This window comes from Winogradskyella vincentii (assembly GCF_020166345.1).
Lineage (GTDB): Bacteria > Bacteroidota > Bacteroidia > Flavobacteriales > Flavobacteriaceae > Winogradskyella > Winogradskyella vincentii.
Map to the genome: position 1 here is coordinate 45,591 of NZ_JAIUJS010000011.1, position 15,938 is coordinate 61,528.

At 32.7% G+C, this 15,938-nt stretch carries 18 protein-coding genes; 14 read left to right on the forward strand and 4 right to left on the reverse strand.

Annotated elements, in window-relative coordinates:
- The first annotated feature begins 50 nt into the window (after nucleotides 1–50).
- The 14 genes from LBV24_RS14365 to gyrB all read left to right on the forward strand — a co-directional run bounded on the left by LBV24_RS14365 (nucleotide 51) and on the right by gyrB (nucleotide 12,714).
- The gene (locus LBV24_RS14365; RefSeq protein ID WP_224479359.1) at nucleotides 51–737 is read left to right on the forward strand and encodes a DUF6090 family protein; all 687 of its coding nucleotides are present in this window, start codon (nucleotides 51–53) and stop codon (nucleotides 735–737) included.
- An 87-nt stretch (nucleotides 738–824) separates the two neighbouring features.
- Nucleotides 825–1,559, forward strand: coding sequence for a DUF6090 family protein (locus LBV24_RS14370; RefSeq protein WP_224479360.1), 735 nt, complete (start codon nucleotides 825–827; stop codon nucleotides 1,557–1,559).
- A 1-nt stretch (nucleotide 1,560) separates the two neighbouring features.
- Complete coding sequence (locus LBV24_RS14375) at nucleotides 1,561–2,316, forward strand: DUF6090 family protein (protein ID WP_224479361.1); 756 nt, start codon at nucleotides 1,561–1,563, stop codon at nucleotides 2,314–2,316.
- Nucleotides 2,317–2,326: 10 nt separating this feature from the next.
- On the forward strand, nucleotides 2,327–3,067 hold the full coding sequence (locus LBV24_RS14380) for a DUF6090 family protein (RefSeq protein ID WP_224479362.1): 741 nt from the start codon (nucleotides 2,327–2,329) through the stop codon (nucleotides 3,065–3,067).
- Entirely contained in the window at nucleotides 3,067–3,807 is a 741-nt protein-coding gene (locus tag LBV24_RS14385; RefSeq protein ID WP_224479363.1) for a DUF6090 family protein, read from the forward strand. Before LBV24_RS14380 ends, LBV24_RS14385 begins: the two co-directional genes overlap by 1 nt.
- A 2-nt stretch (nucleotides 3,808–3,809) precedes the next feature.
- Entirely contained in the window at nucleotides 3,810–4,616 is an 807-nt protein-coding gene (locus LBV24_RS14390; protein WP_224479364.1) for a DUF6090 family protein, read from the forward strand.
- Nucleotides 4,609–5,415 (forward strand): DUF6090 family protein, encoded by an 807-nt coding sequence (locus LBV24_RS14395; protein WP_224479365.1) that lies wholly within the window; start codon nucleotides 4,609–4,611, stop codon nucleotides 5,413–5,415. The genes LBV24_RS14390 and LBV24_RS14395 overlap by 8 nt, the downstream gene beginning before the upstream one ends.
- Nucleotides 5,412–6,143 (forward strand): DUF6090 family protein, encoded by a 732-nt coding sequence (locus LBV24_RS14400; RefSeq protein ID WP_224479366.1) that lies wholly within the window; start codon nucleotides 5,412–5,414, stop codon nucleotides 6,141–6,143. The genes LBV24_RS14395 and LBV24_RS14400 overlap by 4 nt, the downstream gene beginning before the upstream one ends.
- A gap of 14 nt (nucleotides 6,144–6,157) precedes the next feature.
- A complete protein-coding gene (locus LBV24_RS14405) occupies nucleotides 6,158–6,892 on the forward strand; it encodes a DUF6090 family protein (protein ID WP_224479367.1) in 735 nt (244 codons plus the stop codon).
- 120 nt (nucleotides 6,893–7,012) lie between these two features.
- Nucleotides 7,013–8,038 (forward strand): hypothetical protein, encoded by a 1,026-nt coding sequence (locus LBV24_RS14410; protein ID WP_224479368.1) that lies wholly within the window; start codon nucleotides 7,013–7,015, stop codon nucleotides 8,036–8,038.
- 13 nt (nucleotides 8,039–8,051) lie between these two features.
- Nucleotides 8,052–9,467: an MBOAT family O-acyltransferase gene (locus tag LBV24_RS14415; protein ID WP_224479369.1), complete on the forward strand. Its 1,416-nt coding sequence runs from the start codon at nucleotides 8,052–8,054 to the stop codon at nucleotides 9,465–9,467.
- Between the two features lie 32 nt (nucleotides 9,468–9,499).
- Complete coding sequence (locus LBV24_RS14420) at nucleotides 9,500–9,691, forward strand: hypothetical protein (protein ID WP_224479370.1); 192 nt, start codon at nucleotides 9,500–9,502, stop codon at nucleotides 9,689–9,691.
- A 32-nt stretch (nucleotides 9,692–9,723) separates the two neighbouring features.
- Nucleotides 9,724–10,488 carry a DUF6090 family protein gene (locus tag LBV24_RS14425; protein ID WP_224479371.1) on the forward strand — a complete coding sequence of 255 codons (765 nt, stop codon included), beginning with the start codon at nucleotides 9,724–9,726 and terminating at the stop codon, nucleotides 10,486–10,488.
- Between the two features lie 288 nt (nucleotides 10,489–10,776).
- Nucleotides 10,777–12,714, forward strand: coding sequence for a DNA topoisomerase (ATP-hydrolyzing) subunit B (gyrB, locus tag LBV24_RS14430; RefSeq protein ID WP_224479372.1), 1,938 nt, complete (start codon nucleotides 10,777–10,779; stop codon nucleotides 12,712–12,714).
- A 74-nt stretch (nucleotides 12,715–12,788) separates the two neighbouring features.
- Here the strand turns inward: gyrB and LBV24_RS14435 are convergent, their stop codons facing one another.
- The 4 genes from LBV24_RS14435 to LBV24_RS14450 all read right to left on the reverse strand — a co-directional run bounded on the left by LBV24_RS14435 (nucleotide 12,789) and on the right by LBV24_RS14450 (nucleotide 15,863).
- The gene (locus LBV24_RS14435; protein ID WP_224479373.1) at nucleotides 12,789–13,247 is read right to left on the reverse strand and encodes a hypothetical protein; all 459 of its coding nucleotides are present in this window, start codon (nucleotides 13,245–13,247) and stop codon (nucleotides 12,789–12,791) included.
- A gap of 91 nt (nucleotides 13,248–13,338) precedes the next feature.
- Nucleotides 13,339–13,929: a porin family protein gene (locus LBV24_RS14440; RefSeq protein WP_224479374.1), complete on the reverse strand. Its 591-nt coding sequence runs from the start codon at nucleotides 13,927–13,929 to the stop codon at nucleotides 13,339–13,341.
- Nucleotides 13,930–13,949: 20 nt separating this feature from the next.
- Complete coding sequence (locus LBV24_RS14445) at nucleotides 13,950–14,732, reverse strand: zinc metalloprotease (protein WP_224479375.1); 783 nt, start codon at nucleotides 14,730–14,732, stop codon at nucleotides 13,950–13,952.
- 81 nt (nucleotides 14,733–14,813) lie between these two features.
- Nucleotides 14,814–15,863: a hypothetical protein gene (locus tag LBV24_RS14450; protein ID WP_224479376.1), complete on the reverse strand. Its 1,050-nt coding sequence runs from the start codon at nucleotides 15,861–15,863 to the stop codon at nucleotides 14,814–14,816.
- Nucleotides 15,864–15,938: the final 75 nt, after the last annotated feature.

Sequence of the window (15,938 nt, forward strand, 5' to 3'; positions counted from 1 at the left end):
TGATTAAATTCTTTAGACATATCCGTCGTTCACTCATAAACCAAAATAAAATGGGCAAATATTTTAAATACGCCATTGGCGAAATAGCTTTAGTGATGATAGGTATTTTACTTGCCTTACAAATAAATAACTGGAATGAGGCTCGAAAAAGCAGTATTAAAGAGGCTACGATTCTTAACAGCCTACGATCAGAACTAATGACCTCACTTAAAGAGTTAAAACATGACTATGAAGCTAGTCAAGTGTTTCATCAATCTACCATTAATATTTACGATTATATTCAAACAAAGCCTAAACTGGTAGATTCTATGTATTCGGATTTTTATAAGAGTGTTGCATTCAATTACTCCTTTCTAAAAACATCAGCTTATGAAACTTTGAAATCCGGTAATCTGGATTTAATTAAATCGGATTCACTGCGGATGCTTATCACTGATATTTATGAATCGGGTTATCAAAGAATCTATAAAAAGATAGATACCAGGCGTAATGCAGCTCGTTTACTTTTCCCCTATTATCAAAAACACTTTCGATCAATTTTGAAAGGTGATTCAATATCTGGATATAAGCGTTTGGGTATCCCAAATGATTATGATGCACTAATAAATGATCCTGAATATGAAACATTGATTTATGAAGCTCGAGCAGGAAGAAGGGGCGCAGAAGGAGAATTGGAAAGAACCATTAACGCAGTCGAAAATTGTATTAATCAAATTAACAAGTATCTTAAAGAATAAAGATTTAATTGATAACGAAATTGCAACAATTAACCAATGCTAAAATTCTTCCGTCATATACGTCGCTCATTAATTAACCAAAACCAAATGGGAAAATATTTTAAATACGCTATTGGTGAAATACTGCTTGTAGTTATTGGAATTCTAATAGCACTACAGATTAACAATTGGAATGAGGACAGAAAGGCCAGAAAGCAAGAAATTAAATACCTTAAAAACCTACAAATAGATGTATTGACCGAACTAAAAAATAATGATACAATAATTGACTTTAGAGCTAATAAAGCAAAGGCAGCAGCTAGATTGCTGAATTTTAAAAAGCTTAATACCGCTACAGATATTTTTGAATTAGAAGGTACAATACAAACCGTTTTTTGGTGGACGACATTTATACCTACAAATAATACATATAAGGAGCTGCTTAGCTCAGGGAATTTAAATTACCTAAAGAACGATTCCATTAAAAATTACCTTCTAGAACTCGATAAAAAGTATGTGGAAATAGATAATGCAGAACACCACATGCGCAGTGAATATGATAAATATTTATATGATGTAGCAATACTAAATGGTGATATGCTAAATGTAATGGACTTACAATTATCGGCAGAAAATGGAGAAATATTACTTAAGGATCCGTCTCAAATACCTATCGATGCTATTGTCCCTCAATACCAAACATTATTAAAAGACAAAACATTTACTAATGGTGTAAAACTCTCTATTATGAATAATATTTTTATTAAAAATTTTCATGTAGAGTTAACAGATCATCTAGAAAAGTTAAATCAATTGATACAAGATGATTTAAATAAGGGTTAATATGATTAAATTCTTTAGACATATTAGAAAATCGTTAATAGAACAGAACCAAATGGGAAAATACTTTAAATACGCCATTGGCGAGATTATATTGGTGGTAGTTGGTATCCTCATAGCTCTCCAGATAAATAATTGGAATGAGAATAGAAAACTTCAAAACGAAATCAATACTTATCTCAATCAAAAACTTGAAAACCTCAAAGAAGATAGATTACGGTTAACTGAAATTAGAGATGTTCGAATCGAGAAGGCTGAAAAAAGTAAATACATTCTTGATAATGGTTTGGAAAATGTTGATCCAGTTACAATCACTAACACAGTATATTTTGTCCTCGTTGAGCGTCATTTTATAAGTACTATAGAGCGCAATGAATCATCAACTACCAAATATTATGCAGGCGCTGAAGAAGCGACACTAAATAAGCTCGAACAATCGTATATCAATAATATTAAAGAAATGACTCTGGAAGAAAATCGCTTAAATACCTTTAGTGAGAATGCGGAATTTAGTTTGTGGACTGATGGTTTTTTAGTTGATAATAGGGAACTATTCTCATCAATGCTTGGAGATTTAGATAAATCAGAATTTAAAGGTAAAGTACCAGAATTAATCTTGGATAGTAACAATGGTCAAAAAGCACTCGAAGGCATTTTTAGAAGAAATGAATTGGCAAGCCAAAGCCTCATAGTTAAGCTTAACAATCTCATTGAGATTAATCAACGATTCATTGATGAAATAAAAATGTATTTAAATTAAATATGAGCTAATGATTAAATTCTTCCATCATATACGTCGCTCATTAATTAACCAAAACCAAATGGGAAAATACTTTAAATACGCTATTGGAGAAATTCTTTTAGTCGTTATAGGAATCTTAATTGCACTACAGATTAATAATTGGAATGAAAACAATAAACTAGAAGCTAAAACACAAGACTATTATAAACAGTTGTTAATAGATCTAAATAAAGATAAAGTCTTTGCAAAAAATACGATAGCGAAGTTCCAACAACAAAGAGAAGACTATAATAATTATTTAAAAAATTTCAATAAGCAAAACTATACAACAAGTGAAATGTATAATGACCTTGTTGCTTTAAATTTAGAATCTTTTGCAATCAATTTTAACACAAACACAATAGAATCACTGCAAAATAGTGGTGAAATTGTTCTCATACCTACTCATATTCGAAATGCTTTGATGAATTTAAAACGTAAACAAGAAAAAATATCGCAAGATGAAAGTCTCGATAATAGAGGTAAAACAGGCATCACTGAACGATTAAGCTTACTTATTGGGTCATTGAATCTAAAGGATCGCTTAGAAAATCATGAAAACATCAAAGCAGATTTAAACCTCGAAAAAAATAAAGGTCAAATAATTTTAGGGTTAGAGGCTATCCAAGATTGGATGCGTTTTTCTGAAACCAAATCGATAAGATTACTGAATGAAATGCTAAAAGAAATAGGAACAGTAGAAGAACAGATACAAAAAGAAATCAAATAATGATTAAATTCTCCAGACATATTAGAAAATCATTATTAGAACAAAATAAAATGGGAAAGTATTTTAAATACGCTATTGGCGAAATCATCCTAGTAATGATTGGTATTCTTTTAGCACTTCAGGTAAATGATTGGAATGCCAAAAGAACATTAAAATCTAAAGAGCAGGTCTATTTAAAACAAATTAAGATTAGCTTACAAAATGATTTAGAAAGCATAAAGAAGACCAAAGCATTTAATGCTTTAAAAGCTTCTAACATAGACTCAACATTTATAGTGTTAGAACAGTCTAACCCTGAAAAATATGTTCCTGCTATTATTAATTATATGAATATGACAGCTGAATTTGATGTTTTTGAACCTAATAACGTTGCTTTTGAAAACATGATAGCTTCAGAAAATATTGATCTTATTACAAATATGGAGTTAAGAAAAAATCTTTCACTCTATTATAAAAGAGATTTTGAGAATAGTACCCAAGAACGTGTTAAAGAGCAAACGCGCCAATTTGTAGATGATATCATGCCTAAATTAGGCAACAGACAAATTGTAAAACAATTTATGAAACACGATTCTCGTTTACCCGATATTTCAGAGGTTAACATACATAGTGATACACAAGTTTATGCCAATCTTCTTATTATGATTGCAAATATGGATGGTCAGAATGAACTTTTAGATACGACTACTAAAGAAATAAAACGTTTACTCAATTTAATTGATAAAAATCTAAAGTCATAAGCATGATTAAACTCTTTAGACATATACGTCGTTCATTAATCCAAGAAAACAAAATGAGCAAATATTTTAAATACGCTATTGGCGAAATACTATTGGTGGTCATTGGGATACTTATTGCACTACAAATTAACAACTGGAATGAGAACAGAAAAGAAGTTAAACAAGAGCAAATCTACCTTAATAATCTTAAAGATGATTTAATTGGTATAATAGAAGCTTATAATACGGCCAATGAAGTTGAGGATATAATCCTTAAACAATCTAACGATATCATAGAGCATTATGACTTAAATAATGGTTTTTACAACATGGATTCTATATTCCCTAAACTAAATGATTTAACCGTTAGATGGGGAGTTACTGCAAGCCCAACCACACTCGTTGAGATGATTAATTCCGGGCAAACAAAGCTTATTAGAAATGCTAACTTACGCCAAGAACTTGTGGCTTTTAATGAACAATTACAACTATGGTCAACAAATACCATCAATAACAATACGAACTTAGTTGATAATATGATTGTTCCAGAAATCATAAAACTCGGAACGTTAAGTTTAAACGGGTATTCAGGTGAAATGGAAGCAATTTTTAATAATTATTCGTACGCAAAGTTTATCCATTCAAATGATACATCGCTCTCAACTATTTCTGTAGAACAGTTAAACAATCCTGAGCAAAAATTGAATATTATAAATCTAATTAATTATAGACATACTATTGCTTCGCTTCAAAAAGGTGTAAATAACGGTATTATAAATAGAGTTAATGAGCTTTTAAAAAGCATTGAAATCGAATTGAACAATGATTAAATTCTTCCGTCATATACGTCGCTCACTAATCCAGAAAAACCAAATGGGAAAATACTTTAAATACGCTATTGGAGAAATTCTTTTAGTCGTTATAGGAATTTTAATTGCCCTACAGATTAATAATTGGAATGAACAACGTAAAGCAAATGCAGAAGAACAAGTGCTACTCAGTCAATTAAAATCAGATTTTATAGATAATCTAGAACAGTTAAATCAAAAGATTAGAACAAGAAATGTAATGCTCAAATCTTGTGATGAAGCATTTAAGATAATAGACAATCCAAGTTTAGCTGTAAAAGATAGTATTGATGTACTTATTGCTCGCACTATGCCTTATGCTACCTTCGACCCGATAATACACGATTTAAGTAGCTCTGGAGAGCTTAAATTAATAAACAATATAAAATTAAAGCAAGCACTGACCAATTGGTCAGCCGATATTATAGATGTTACAGAAGATGAGCACGCCTGGAAGCAATACAGGCACGATCATTACATTCCATTTTTGCAAAAGAACTATCAGCTGCGAAGCTTAAGAAATAAGGCATTTAAGGCAAATGTACTAGGTAGCTATACCATACAGAGAGAAACCTTAAATAGTACATACTCAGAATACGAGATTGGTTACTCAAAACACAAGGAGAATTATATAGCACTTTTAGAAAACCCAGATTTTGAAGACCACTTAACTAGATTGTATGCAATAAACAGTTGGACCAATGTACAATCTAATATTTTACGACAACATATAGAGGATATAATTAAGATGATAGATAATGAATTAGAATTAAAAAAATGATTAAATTCTTCAGACATATACGTCGTTCATTAATCCAAGAAAACAAAATGGGTAAATACTTTAAATACGCTATTGGTGAAATCCTTCTTGTAGTCATAGGAATTCTAATTGCACTTCAGATTAATAATTGGAATGAGAGTCAAAAAGAATCGGAAGAACTTAGGAATATTTTTATCCGAATTGAACAGGATTTTAAAAATTCAGCGGTTGAGATTAATGATGGGATTGAAGAGATGAAACTAGCATCAATATACACAAATGCTATTTTGTTAAATCAGGTTTCTGAGGATACACTTTATTTGGATGAAATGTATTTCAGAAAACACGCCTTTTCTTTCACGGGGTTTCCTGATATAAAAATTAATGAAACAGGGATTGAACTCCTCAAAAATAAAATTCAAAATAATTACGATTTAAATACTGTTGAAATAGAGCGACTCTTAAATCTATATACTGAACTTTTATACGAGATTCATATCGATCATAGTGATTTGTATTACCATTATAATGAGCTGAAAAGTTATATAGTGCCTACTACAGTTAGGTACAACTATAAATTTAAAGGCCAGAAGAACAAAATTATAACGATGATGCTAAATGATGAACAGTTTAAAAGTTATTTATATGAATTCCATAATCTTAGATCTATTTATCTTACTAAACTACAAGAATTTCAAGAGGATGGTGAAGAAATAATAGCTAAAATAAAGATGACATATAACTTTTAGAATAAAATTATTTCATGATTAAGTTATTTAGACATATTCGTCAGCAACTAATCCTAGAGAACAAAATGGGAAAATACTTCAAATATGCTATTGGCGAGATATTTCTTGTTGTTATAGGTATTCTTATAGCTCTACAAATTAATAATTGGAATGAAAGTAGAAAAGATGTTCAGCGTGAGATTAAAATGTTAATGGATATAAAAAACGATATTAATAATAATATCGCTAATATAACTGAGGGAGTAACAATCCTAGAAGAAGGCATACAGCTTACCACTAATATACTTACCGCCTATAAGGACAAAACATCATATGATTCTACAATGGTTAAAGACTTTTTGTTCTTCAACTATTATTGGGATCCAGATTTTAGATATGCCTCGTTTGAAAACTTACAAAAAGAAGGAGTGAACCTTATTTCTAATGATAGTCTCAGAGATAAGATTATAGAAATTTTTGAAATTGATATGGATATATTAGATGTTTCAGATCTTAATAAGCATAATGATTATATGACTTCTGTAGGTAACATGGTAATAAATAATCATTTGTATTTTGATTATGGGACGGGTTTTATTCTACCCATAAATTACCAAGATATGATGTCAGATAGTTCCTTTTACTCGTTTGCCTCGTTTCATTTGAGTTATCAATATCAGGCATGGGATAAATCAAAAAAGTTTATTGAAAAATCTCAATTACTCGATAACGCGATAGGAAAAGAAATAAAGCGTCTGCAGAATAATTAAATCCTTCGCCACATAAAATCTTTTTTTATTATAAAAAAGTACTCTACAATAATATTCCCTATCTTTAAACAAACCTCAAGTTTGCTTTAACTTACTGCTAACCAACTAAATTCAATCCATATGCAGTTAAAGCAATCTTTCATCATTGCCGTTATTTTAGGTGTTGGTGCAGTAGCTTGTTGGGAACTATATTGGCGTTCTCAAGGTGTAGAACCCTATTTAGACGATAACAAAGACCTTTGGGCCAACCAACGCGCTAGACTAGAAGATCATTCTAAAATGACCGTTTTTATTGGTTCCTCACGGATTCTCTACGACATTCAATTAGATATTTGGGAAGAATTGACCAATACAGAACCCATTATGTTGGCTGTTCAAGGTGCTTCACCAATTCCTACCTTAAAAGATATTGTTGAGAATACAGATTTTAAAGGTACCTTAATGGTTGGGATAACACCACCTTTAATGTTTTCAACGGTTTATCCAGAGGCTTTTCCAATGTTTCGTGCACAATCTAAGGTAGATTATTATCAGGATAGGACATATGCACAACGTATAAACCACAAATTATCAGTGCCATTACAAACCAATTTGGCATTTATACGTGATGGAGATGAAGAATGGGATACAGATGTAGATTTAAAAACACTATTACGGCAAATTCATATTGGTGATCGAGTTGGGCCACCTCATGTTCCTTTCAACAATTTTGAGGAAATAGCACTTAATAGACATATGAAAATGCCAGAGTTTGTAGCTAAGGATACTGCATATGCCAACACTATTAAAGCAGCTTGGGTAGATATGGTAAGTGGTGATATGCCACCACCAGACAAAGAGTCAACTACAACTGCTTTTGTAGACTTGGCTAAAAAGTTTACGGCAAGAGGAGGTAATCTAATTTTATTGCGTTGTCCATCTTCCGGATTTTTCAGAGAAATAGAGGGCAAGGGATTTCCAAGAACTGAATATTGGGATCAACTTGTTGAAAAGGTTGGTGCTAAAGCATATCACTATGATGATTACCCTCAATTTAGAAATTTATTTCTACCAGAATGGTCGCACTTGGCGACAGAGGACGCTCAATTTTTTACAAGAGAATTAATAGGGATTATGAAAGAGGATAAGGCAATCAACATTAACTAACCAATCTATTATTATGCTATTTAATTCATTAAGTTTTGTTGTATTTCTGGTAATAGTTCTAATCCTTTATTATTCGAAAATATTTGGTTGGACGAATAAAAAACGAATGCTTCTTTTTGCGAGTTATATTTTTTATGGTCTTTGGAATCCACCTCTGGTTATTCTTCTTTGGATTTCTACTGTGGTTGACTGGACCGCAGGCAATAAACTTGCGTTAGAAAATGATAATAAGAAAAGAAAGTTTTGGTTGTTGCTTAGCATGTTTGTAAATCTTGGGTTTCTTGGGTTTTTTAAATATGGTAATTTTTTAATGGAGAACTTTGTTTCAATGGTTAATGTTATTGGTCTCGATTACCAACCTAGACCAATGGATATTATTCTTCCGATGGGTATTTCATTTTATACATTTCAGACTATGTCTTACACAATAGATATGTATTATAAGAGAATGTCACCAGCCAGAACATTCTTGGATTTTGCACTTTATGTGACATTCTTTCCGCAATTGGTCGCAGGTCCAATTGTTAGGGCTAAAGAATTGATTACTCAGTTCTACGAAGAGAAAAGAGCAACTACCAATCAGTTTTTATGGGGAACTTTTCTGTTGACTATTGGCTTATTTCAAAAAGTGGTATTAGCAGACACCTTACTTTCTGGTGTGTCTGATGGTGTATTTGGTACCTCAAAAATATTGCATGGCGTTGATGCTTGGGTTGGTACCATAGCATTTTCAGGACAGATCTTTTTTGATTTTGCTGGCTATTCTACATGTGCTATAGGTATTGCACTTATGCTTGGCATTGTATTGCCAGACAACTTCAAGTACCCTTACGCGGCTTTAGGATTTTCAGACCTTTGGAGGCGTTGGCATATAAGTTTATCTACATGGTTAAGAGATTATCTATACATACCTTTAGGTGGCAACAGACGCGGTATAACAAGAATGTATGTAGCTTTAATGGTTACAATGTTACTTGGAGGTTTATGGCATGGTGCAGCTTGGACATTTATTGTTTGGGGAGGGCTTCATGGAACCTACCTTATATTAGAACGTTTGCAGAAACAGTACTTGCCTTTTAAAATAACCAAATACAATGGTATATTCTTGGCATTCATTACGTTTTCTTGTGTTAATATTACTTGGGTGTTTTTTAGGGCAGATACATTTAAAAAGGCTTGGGATATGATTAAGTCTATGTTTTATGCACAAACAGATGGTGAAATGATATTAGGGAATTTTGATATCATTAAAGTATGTACGGTAATAGGTATAATGTTTTTATGCCATTGGTTTATGCGAAACACCAGTATGAAAGAAGTCCATAGTAAAACTAATCCAATTATTTTTGGTGTGGTTTGGGCGATTATGGCCTTTTTAATTGTCATTGCACAAGGTAGTGGCGAGCAGTTTATATATTTTCAATTTTAATAATAAATAATAACAAACTAAATCAGTCTACAATGGGAATATTTTGGGATTTATTGCAACAAGATGAATTAGAGAAACAACAAAAACAAGCCAATAGTGTAGAGGAGCGTGTCAATCATTTAGAGACCGAGTTGGCAAACACAAAAGCCTTGCTTAAAAAAACATTAATTGCTTTAGAGACCCATTTATCTCAAGATATTGATGGTGATGGTGTAACAGGTTGATGTATTTGTGAAAGACTATTAATTCCTATTTAATGATTAAGTTCTTTAGGCATATTCGGAAATCATTATTAGAACAGAACCAAATGGGTAAATACTTTAAATACGCTATTGGAGAAATATTACTCGTTGTAATAGGTATTCTCATTGCACTACAAATAAATAACTGGAATGAAGCCCGTAAAACTGCGCAAGAAGAAAAATTATACCTAAAGCGTTTGCTAGTGGAGAATAAGGAAGATGTCGTAACCTTTAATTCAGAGATAAAAAGCTTGGAAAAAGGAAATGAAACAATTTTGAGTTTTTCCGAGGCTCTTAAAAAATCAGATATCACAGACTCTTTACTATTAAATAAGGCAAATGACTATTTTCAATTTGGTAGCATTTACCCAACATTTTCATCCTCTACCTCTACATTTGATGATTTGTCTAGTACGGGGAATTTAAAGGTAATATCCAACACCAATTTACGTGATCAATTAGTAAAGCATTATGCAAAACACTTAATGGCGGCAGAACGCATCCGTATAGGAATTGAATGGGCACTTCCAGTAGATGGACCGTTCACTTACGAGCATAGTATAATGCGTTTTGAACCGTCTTCGGCATTTCTCTTTCCTAACACACCAATTGATGAGTTGGCTTCATATTTAAGAACCAACAGGAATGACTTCATCAATATGGCGGCATCGCAATATTGGCTTAAGAATGATGCTATTTTACAATTAGAATCATTGGCAGATGATACAAATAAGTTAATTGGATTGCTTCAAGAAGAAATAGGCGAAAGTAACAACTAAATAATAGGATTATATCCATACTAAAAACCCATATTAAGACCTCTAAGCAATTTTAATATTTTTCAATTTCTCAGACAGAAAAAAATTAATTCAAATTCATTTTAAGGTACTTTTTAGCGTTTTTAAGACACTTTTGTGTTTTTAACAATTGTTGATAATTATTGCACAAAGTCCTTAAAAAGCTAAATTTTGGCTTTATTATTTTGTATCTTTGATAGTACTCAAAAGGGACGCTAAAAGCGTCTTTTTTAATGTGTAGTAAAACAAAATATTGATTAATATAAAATTATGAGCGAAGAAAACAAAAAGCAATATGGTGCGGATAGTATCCAGGCCCTCGAGGGAATGGAGCACGTGCGTATGCGTCCATCAATGTATATTGGAGATATTGGTACTAGAGGATTACACCACTTAGTATATGAGGTTGTAGACAACTCTATCGATGAGGCATTGGCCGGACATTGTGATAATATTACTGTAACTATTAACGAAGACAATTCTATCACCACTGAAGATGACGGTCGTGGTATACCTGTTGGCCTGCATAAAAAAGAAGGTGTTTCTGCTTTAGAGGTTGTAATGACCAAAATTGGAGCAGGTGGTAAGTTCGATAAAGATTCCTATAAGGTTTCTGGGGGACTACATGGTGTTGGTGTAAGTTGTGTTAACGCATTATCAGAGCATCTTAAAGCTACAGTTTTTAGAGAAGGGAAAATCTGGGAACAAGAGTATGAAAGAGGTAAAACAATGTATCCTGTAAAAGTTGTTGGTGAATCTGATAAGACAGGTACTGTTGTAACCTTTAAACCAGATCCACAGATATTTCAACAAACTTTAGAATATAACTACGATACTTTGGCAAGTCGTATGCGTGAGCTTGCTTACTTAAATAAGGGAATAACGGTTCATCTTGTAGACCGTCGTCATAAAAAAGAAGACGGCTCATTTGAAGGTGAAACATTCCATTCAGAAAATGGTTTACCAGAATTCGTAAAATTCTTAGATGGTAATCGTGAGCCATTAATGAAAGATGTAATTGCCTTTGAAGGTGAAAAAAATGGTGTGCCTGTTGAGGTTGCTATGGTTTACAATACCTCTTATTCTGAGAACTTACATTCTTACGTAAATAATATTAATACGCACGAAGGTGGTACGCACCTTTCAGGTTTCCGTCGTGGACTTACACATACGTTGAAAAAGTATGCAGATAGCTCCGGAATGTTGGACAAATTAAAATTTGATATTTCTGGTGATGATTTTAGAGAAGGGTTAACCGCTATTGTCTCAGTTAAAGTTGCAGAACCACAGTTTGAAGGTCAGACAAAAACTAAGCTTGGTAACAGGGAAGTTTCTGCGGCTGTGAGTCAATCGGTTTCAGAAATGCTTACGGATTATCTAGAGGAACATCCAGACGATGCTAAAATAATTGTCCAAAAAGTAATTTTAGCAGCTCAAGCACGTCATGCAGCGCAAAAGGCACGCGAAATGGTACAGCGTAAAACGGTGATGAGTATAGGTGGTTTACCTGGAAAATTATCAGACTGCTCTGAGCAAGATCCTGCTAAATGTGAGGTATTCCTTGTTGAGGGTGATTCGGCAGGTGGAACGGCCAAGCAAGGTAGAGATAGAGCGTTTCAGGCTATTTTACCATTAAGAGGTAAAATCCTGAATGTTGAGAAAGCAATGCAACATAAGGTTTTTGAGAATGAAGAAATCAAAAACATATTTACAGCCTTAGGAGTTACAATTGGTACAGAAGAAGATCCGAGAGCATTAAATCTATCTAAGTTGAGATATCACAAAATCGTGATTATGTGTGATGCGGATATTGATGGTAGCCACATTGCAACATTGATTCTAACCTTCTTCTTTAGATATATGAAGGAATTGATAGAAGCGGGTCACGTGTATATCGCAACACCACCACTTTACTTGGTTAAAAAAGGTGCTAAAAAACAATATGCATGGTCAGACAAAGAGCGTGATGAAATTGTAGAAACTTTCGGTGATAATTCAAAAATTCAACGTTATAAGGGTCTTGGTGAAATGAATGCTGAACAACTTTGGGATACAACTATGAATCCTGAGTTTAGAACAATGCGTCAAGTACAGATTGATAATGGTACTGAAGCAGATCGTATTTTCTCAATGTTAATGGGAGATGAAGTACCTCCTCGTAGAGAATTCATAGAGAAGAATGCAATTTATGCGAATATTGATGCATAATTAAATTACTTAAAAATGTGAAAAGTGCTTGAAACACAAGCACTTTTTACACCGTATAATTAGATTCAACTAAATTAAAATTTTAGTCTTAAGCTAGGACTATTTATCCCCACGCGAGTAGAAATACTATTCCTTCTAGAAGGGTAATTGTAATAGCGATATTCATAATAGCCATGATAATAATATGAAGCATATCTAAAGTAAAAATTACTGTGGTGGCAATGATGATCGCAATGTGAGTAGTGCTCTGCATAAGCATCACGCTTACCTTGCATATAAGCTTCATAAGCCTCCTTATCCTTTTTCTTTAGTTCTTTTTCATAAGCTTCCTTTTGTTTCCAAAACTCTTTCTCTTCCTTTTTAGAGTCTTTTTTAAAATTTTGCTCATACTTAGCATCCTCTTTAGCACGCTGTTGATAGTACGACTGTTTATCTAAATCAGAAGAAGATGATGCTTCAACATTGTCTTGAGAAAAACTAAATTGAGTTAATCCCAAAATAATTACCAGTATTTTTAATTTTAAGTATTTCATTTTTTATAGGGTTTTTACAGTTAATAATTTTTGGCGTATTGCCTTCTATTATTAAGACGTTTTAAAGTTATTTTACCCTATGGTTTTTATGTTAAAAATCAAATCCGATTGAAAACTGCCATACTCTATTTTGTGGACTTCCTGCGTCGTAAATATCTCCAAAACCTAAATGATACCTTACGCCTAAGGATACACCAGAGTCTGTTTTAAATCCGCCACCAAAATTGATTCCCCAATCAAAATTTGATGGTTCAAACTCCTGGCTAGTGTCAAAAAGATTAAAACTGCTGTCAAACTCTTCTTTATGTGATATTGCTAAACCAGCTTGTGGCCCAACTTCTAGAAAAAAATGACCTGAAGGATACATTTTTAGCATTAGCGGTAAATTAATATAATCTAGCTTTTGGGTGAAGGTGCCACTGCCATCCTCAATTTCATACCCTTGTTGTGAGTATAATAACTCTATTTGAAGGGCAAGAGCATCACTTATAAATGCTTCATTATAAAGTCCTAAATGAAAGGCATGACGTTGCCCTGTTTCTCCATCTCCATCAAAACTTACGGCAGATAAATTATAGCCGCCTTTAATACCAAAATTAGTAGTTTTAGTATCGTCTTGTTGGCCATAAACATTATAAAATGTTACTATTGTAATTGCAATTGTGATAAATAAAGATTTCATTTTTTTATTATTTAAGTTGTTTATTTTCCTCCGTTAGTTCTTAGATCGTTTATACAATTTTCATCTAATTGTGGTGGTGAAGACATGTTAAACATATCATCAATACCTGATGATGAATCTACTGCCCAATACATTAAGCAATCTTGGTTATTGCAATGTTTGGGGTGATTTTCATCCTCATGATTACTAACCATTTCAGATCCTAAATTGGTTAATCCTAAAAGATGACCTAATTCATGCGAAATTACTGCAGATTCCAAAAACGATGTGCTTGGCTGAAATGGCCCATTTGTTAAGGACTGTATTTCATTTTCATAGATTACAAAGGACGTATTCCAATAGGCTGTACCCAATATTAGATTGTTAGAATTTGCCTCAGCTGACGTACCATTAATAAAAAGAATCCAAACCGATAGGCGTCCTTCTGTATTATAGTATACTCTATGCTGTCTTTCAATCGCTTTTATTTCTTCAATACTGTAAGCTTCTTTTTGATCAATAGAAATTTTCTTTTTTTGTATTGATATGCCGTCGGGTTTATTTGCTCTTGACTCTAAAAAGCTCAATGAATAATTAAGTGCGTCATCGGTCGGTTCGGTACCATCGAGATAAGCTACTTCAATTATAAGTTCTGTATAGATAGATTGATCAAGTATATCGTTTGCAGAACTTCCAACTGCCTGCCTGTTTAACAAGAGTTCTGTGCTACCTATATTGTTGTCTACCGAAGTCATGTCTTCTTTAGAACAGGCCAAAATGGCAAAAAACAATACTAAAATTAAAAGTGGTTTATTTTGATACATATTTTTATTCTTTAAAAAGCAGCCGTTAAAAAACGGCTGCTTACCCTAACATAATCAACAAATTAACAAATCAATGTAGATTTAGATTTGGGACAAAACCAATGTCACAGCGGCATTTGTACTACTTTGCAATGAGATAGTGCTTTCTGAGAAACTTGTAACTTCCCATGTATTGTTTAACAATTCAAAAGTTGCATTATTTGAAAAACTTAGTGTTAAAAATACCTCAAGTTCAGATGCGACTTCGTAAGTCCCCTCAACATCGTCAATTGTTGTATTAACAGTGTTTTCAGCAACAACACTTAAGTCATTTGCAAAGTCAATTGTATATTCTGCATAGGCATTGGCTGTATCTGTACCAGTAGTAATAAAAGATTCTATCATAAACAATCCATCTACTAAAATATCTTCTAGATCATCAGCACTATCTTCTGCATCGTCTTCCATATCCTCTGTAGCAAGGCAATCATTTATTTGAGCTTGCAATTCAGTATCACTTGTTAACTCCATTGCAGAGCTACCATTAACTGTAGCAGTGATAGGATAATTTAAGGCAAAAAAGGTTTGATCATCAAGGTTGTTCATATACGTGTATAGTTCTTGATCAGATTCTAATACTACACTTCCGGTTTGTTCTGCATTGATATCATAAGTAAGAATTGTAATAGGAAATTCTATATCAAGACAATTAATTGCATCTTCGACTGCGTCCTCAGCATCCTCACACGCTTCCATTAACTCCTCATATTCAGATGCATTATTTACAACTACTTGCGTATAATTGCTCAATTGAACAGTAATAGGAAATTGAAATTCTACAGAGTCATCATCATTAGTTAATTGTCCTAGAATATTAATGACAAGTTGATAATCAGATTCACTAACAAGTGTTACTTGAGTACCATTCACTGTTGCAGTAACAGGAAGTAATACTGAAGAACAAGAAATACCATCGAGAAAATCATCAAAACTACCATCATACATTGCACTACGTTTTAAGTTAGATGCAACTACAGAATTTGAAGAATTTGTGTTTGGGTCTTCTTGAATGTCATTGTCAATTTCATCCTGACATGACGTAAAAGCCAAGAAAGACATAAATAATACGGTTAAGAATTTAAAAGTTTTCATAATATTAATTTTTTGGGTTAAAGTTTTCATTTTAATTGCGTTTTTATCGCTTTCCGTAATTAAGACAAATCAATT

What these genes read in the sequence shown, in the direction of transcription:
- LBV24_RS14410 (WP_224479368.1), top strand. Translation starts at nt 7,013, where the DNA reads ATGCAGTTAAAGCAATCTTTCATCATTGCCGTTATTTTAGGTGTTGGT.
- LBV24_RS14415 (WP_224479369.1), top strand. Translation starts at nt 8,052, where the DNA reads ATGCTATTTAATTCATTAAGTTTTGTTGTATTTCTGGTAATAGTTCTA.
- LBV24_RS14405 (WP_224479367.1), top strand. Translation starts at nt 6,158, where the DNA reads ATGATTAAGTTATTTAGACATATTCGTCAGCAACTAATCCTAGAGAAC.
- LBV24_RS14435 (WP_224479373.1), bottom strand. Translation starts at nt 13,247, where the DNA reads ATGAAATACTTAAAATTAAAAATACTGGTAATTATTTTGGGATTAACT.
- LBV24_RS14375 (WP_224479361.1), top strand. Translation starts at nt 1,561, where the DNA reads ATGATTAAATTCTTTAGACATATTAGAAAATCGTTAATAGAACAGAAC.
- LBV24_RS14370 (WP_224479360.1), top strand. Translation starts at nt 825, where the DNA reads ATGGGAAAATATTTTAAATACGCTATTGGTGAAATACTGCTTGTAGTT.
- LBV24_RS14445 (WP_224479375.1), bottom strand. Translation starts at nt 14,732, where the DNA reads ATGTATCAAAATAAACCACTTTTAATTTTAGTATTGTTTTTTGCCATT.
- LBV24_RS14450 (WP_224479376.1), bottom strand. Translation starts at nt 15,863, where the DNA reads ATGAAAACTTTTAAATTCTTAACCGTATTATTTATGTCTTTCTTGGCT.
- gyrB (WP_224479372.1), top strand. Translation starts at nt 10,777, where the DNA reads ATGAGCGAAGAAAACAAAAAGCAATATGGTGCGGATAGTATCCAGGCC.
- LBV24_RS14390 (WP_224479364.1), top strand. Translation starts at nt 3,810, where the DNA reads ATGATTAAACTCTTTAGACATATACGTCGTTCATTAATCCAAGAAAAC.
- LBV24_RS14440 (WP_224479374.1), bottom strand. Translation starts at nt 13,929, where the DNA reads ATGAAATCTTTATTTATCACAATTGCAATTACAATAGTAACATTTTAT.
- LBV24_RS14395 (WP_224479365.1), top strand. Translation starts at nt 4,609, where the DNA reads ATGATTAAATTCTTCCGTCATATACGTCGCTCACTAATCCAGAAAAAC.
- LBV24_RS14385 (WP_224479363.1), top strand. Translation starts at nt 3,067, where the DNA reads ATGATTAAATTCTCCAGACATATTAGAAAATCATTATTAGAACAAAAT.
- LBV24_RS14400 (WP_224479366.1), top strand. Translation starts at nt 5,412, where the DNA reads ATGATTAAATTCTTCAGACATATACGTCGTTCATTAATCCAAGAAAAC.
- LBV24_RS14420 (WP_224479370.1), top strand. Translation starts at nt 9,500, where the DNA reads ATGGGAATATTTTGGGATTTATTGCAACAAGATGAATTAGAGAAACAA.
- LBV24_RS14365 (WP_224479359.1), top strand. Translation starts at nt 51, where the DNA reads ATGGGCAAATATTTTAAATACGCCATTGGCGAAATAGCTTTAGTGATG.
- LBV24_RS14380 (WP_224479362.1), top strand. Translation starts at nt 2,327, where the DNA reads ATGATTAAATTCTTCCATCATATACGTCGCTCATTAATTAACCAAAAC.
- LBV24_RS14425 (WP_224479371.1), top strand. Translation starts at nt 9,724, where the DNA reads ATGATTAAGTTCTTTAGGCATATTCGGAAATCATTATTAGAACAGAAC.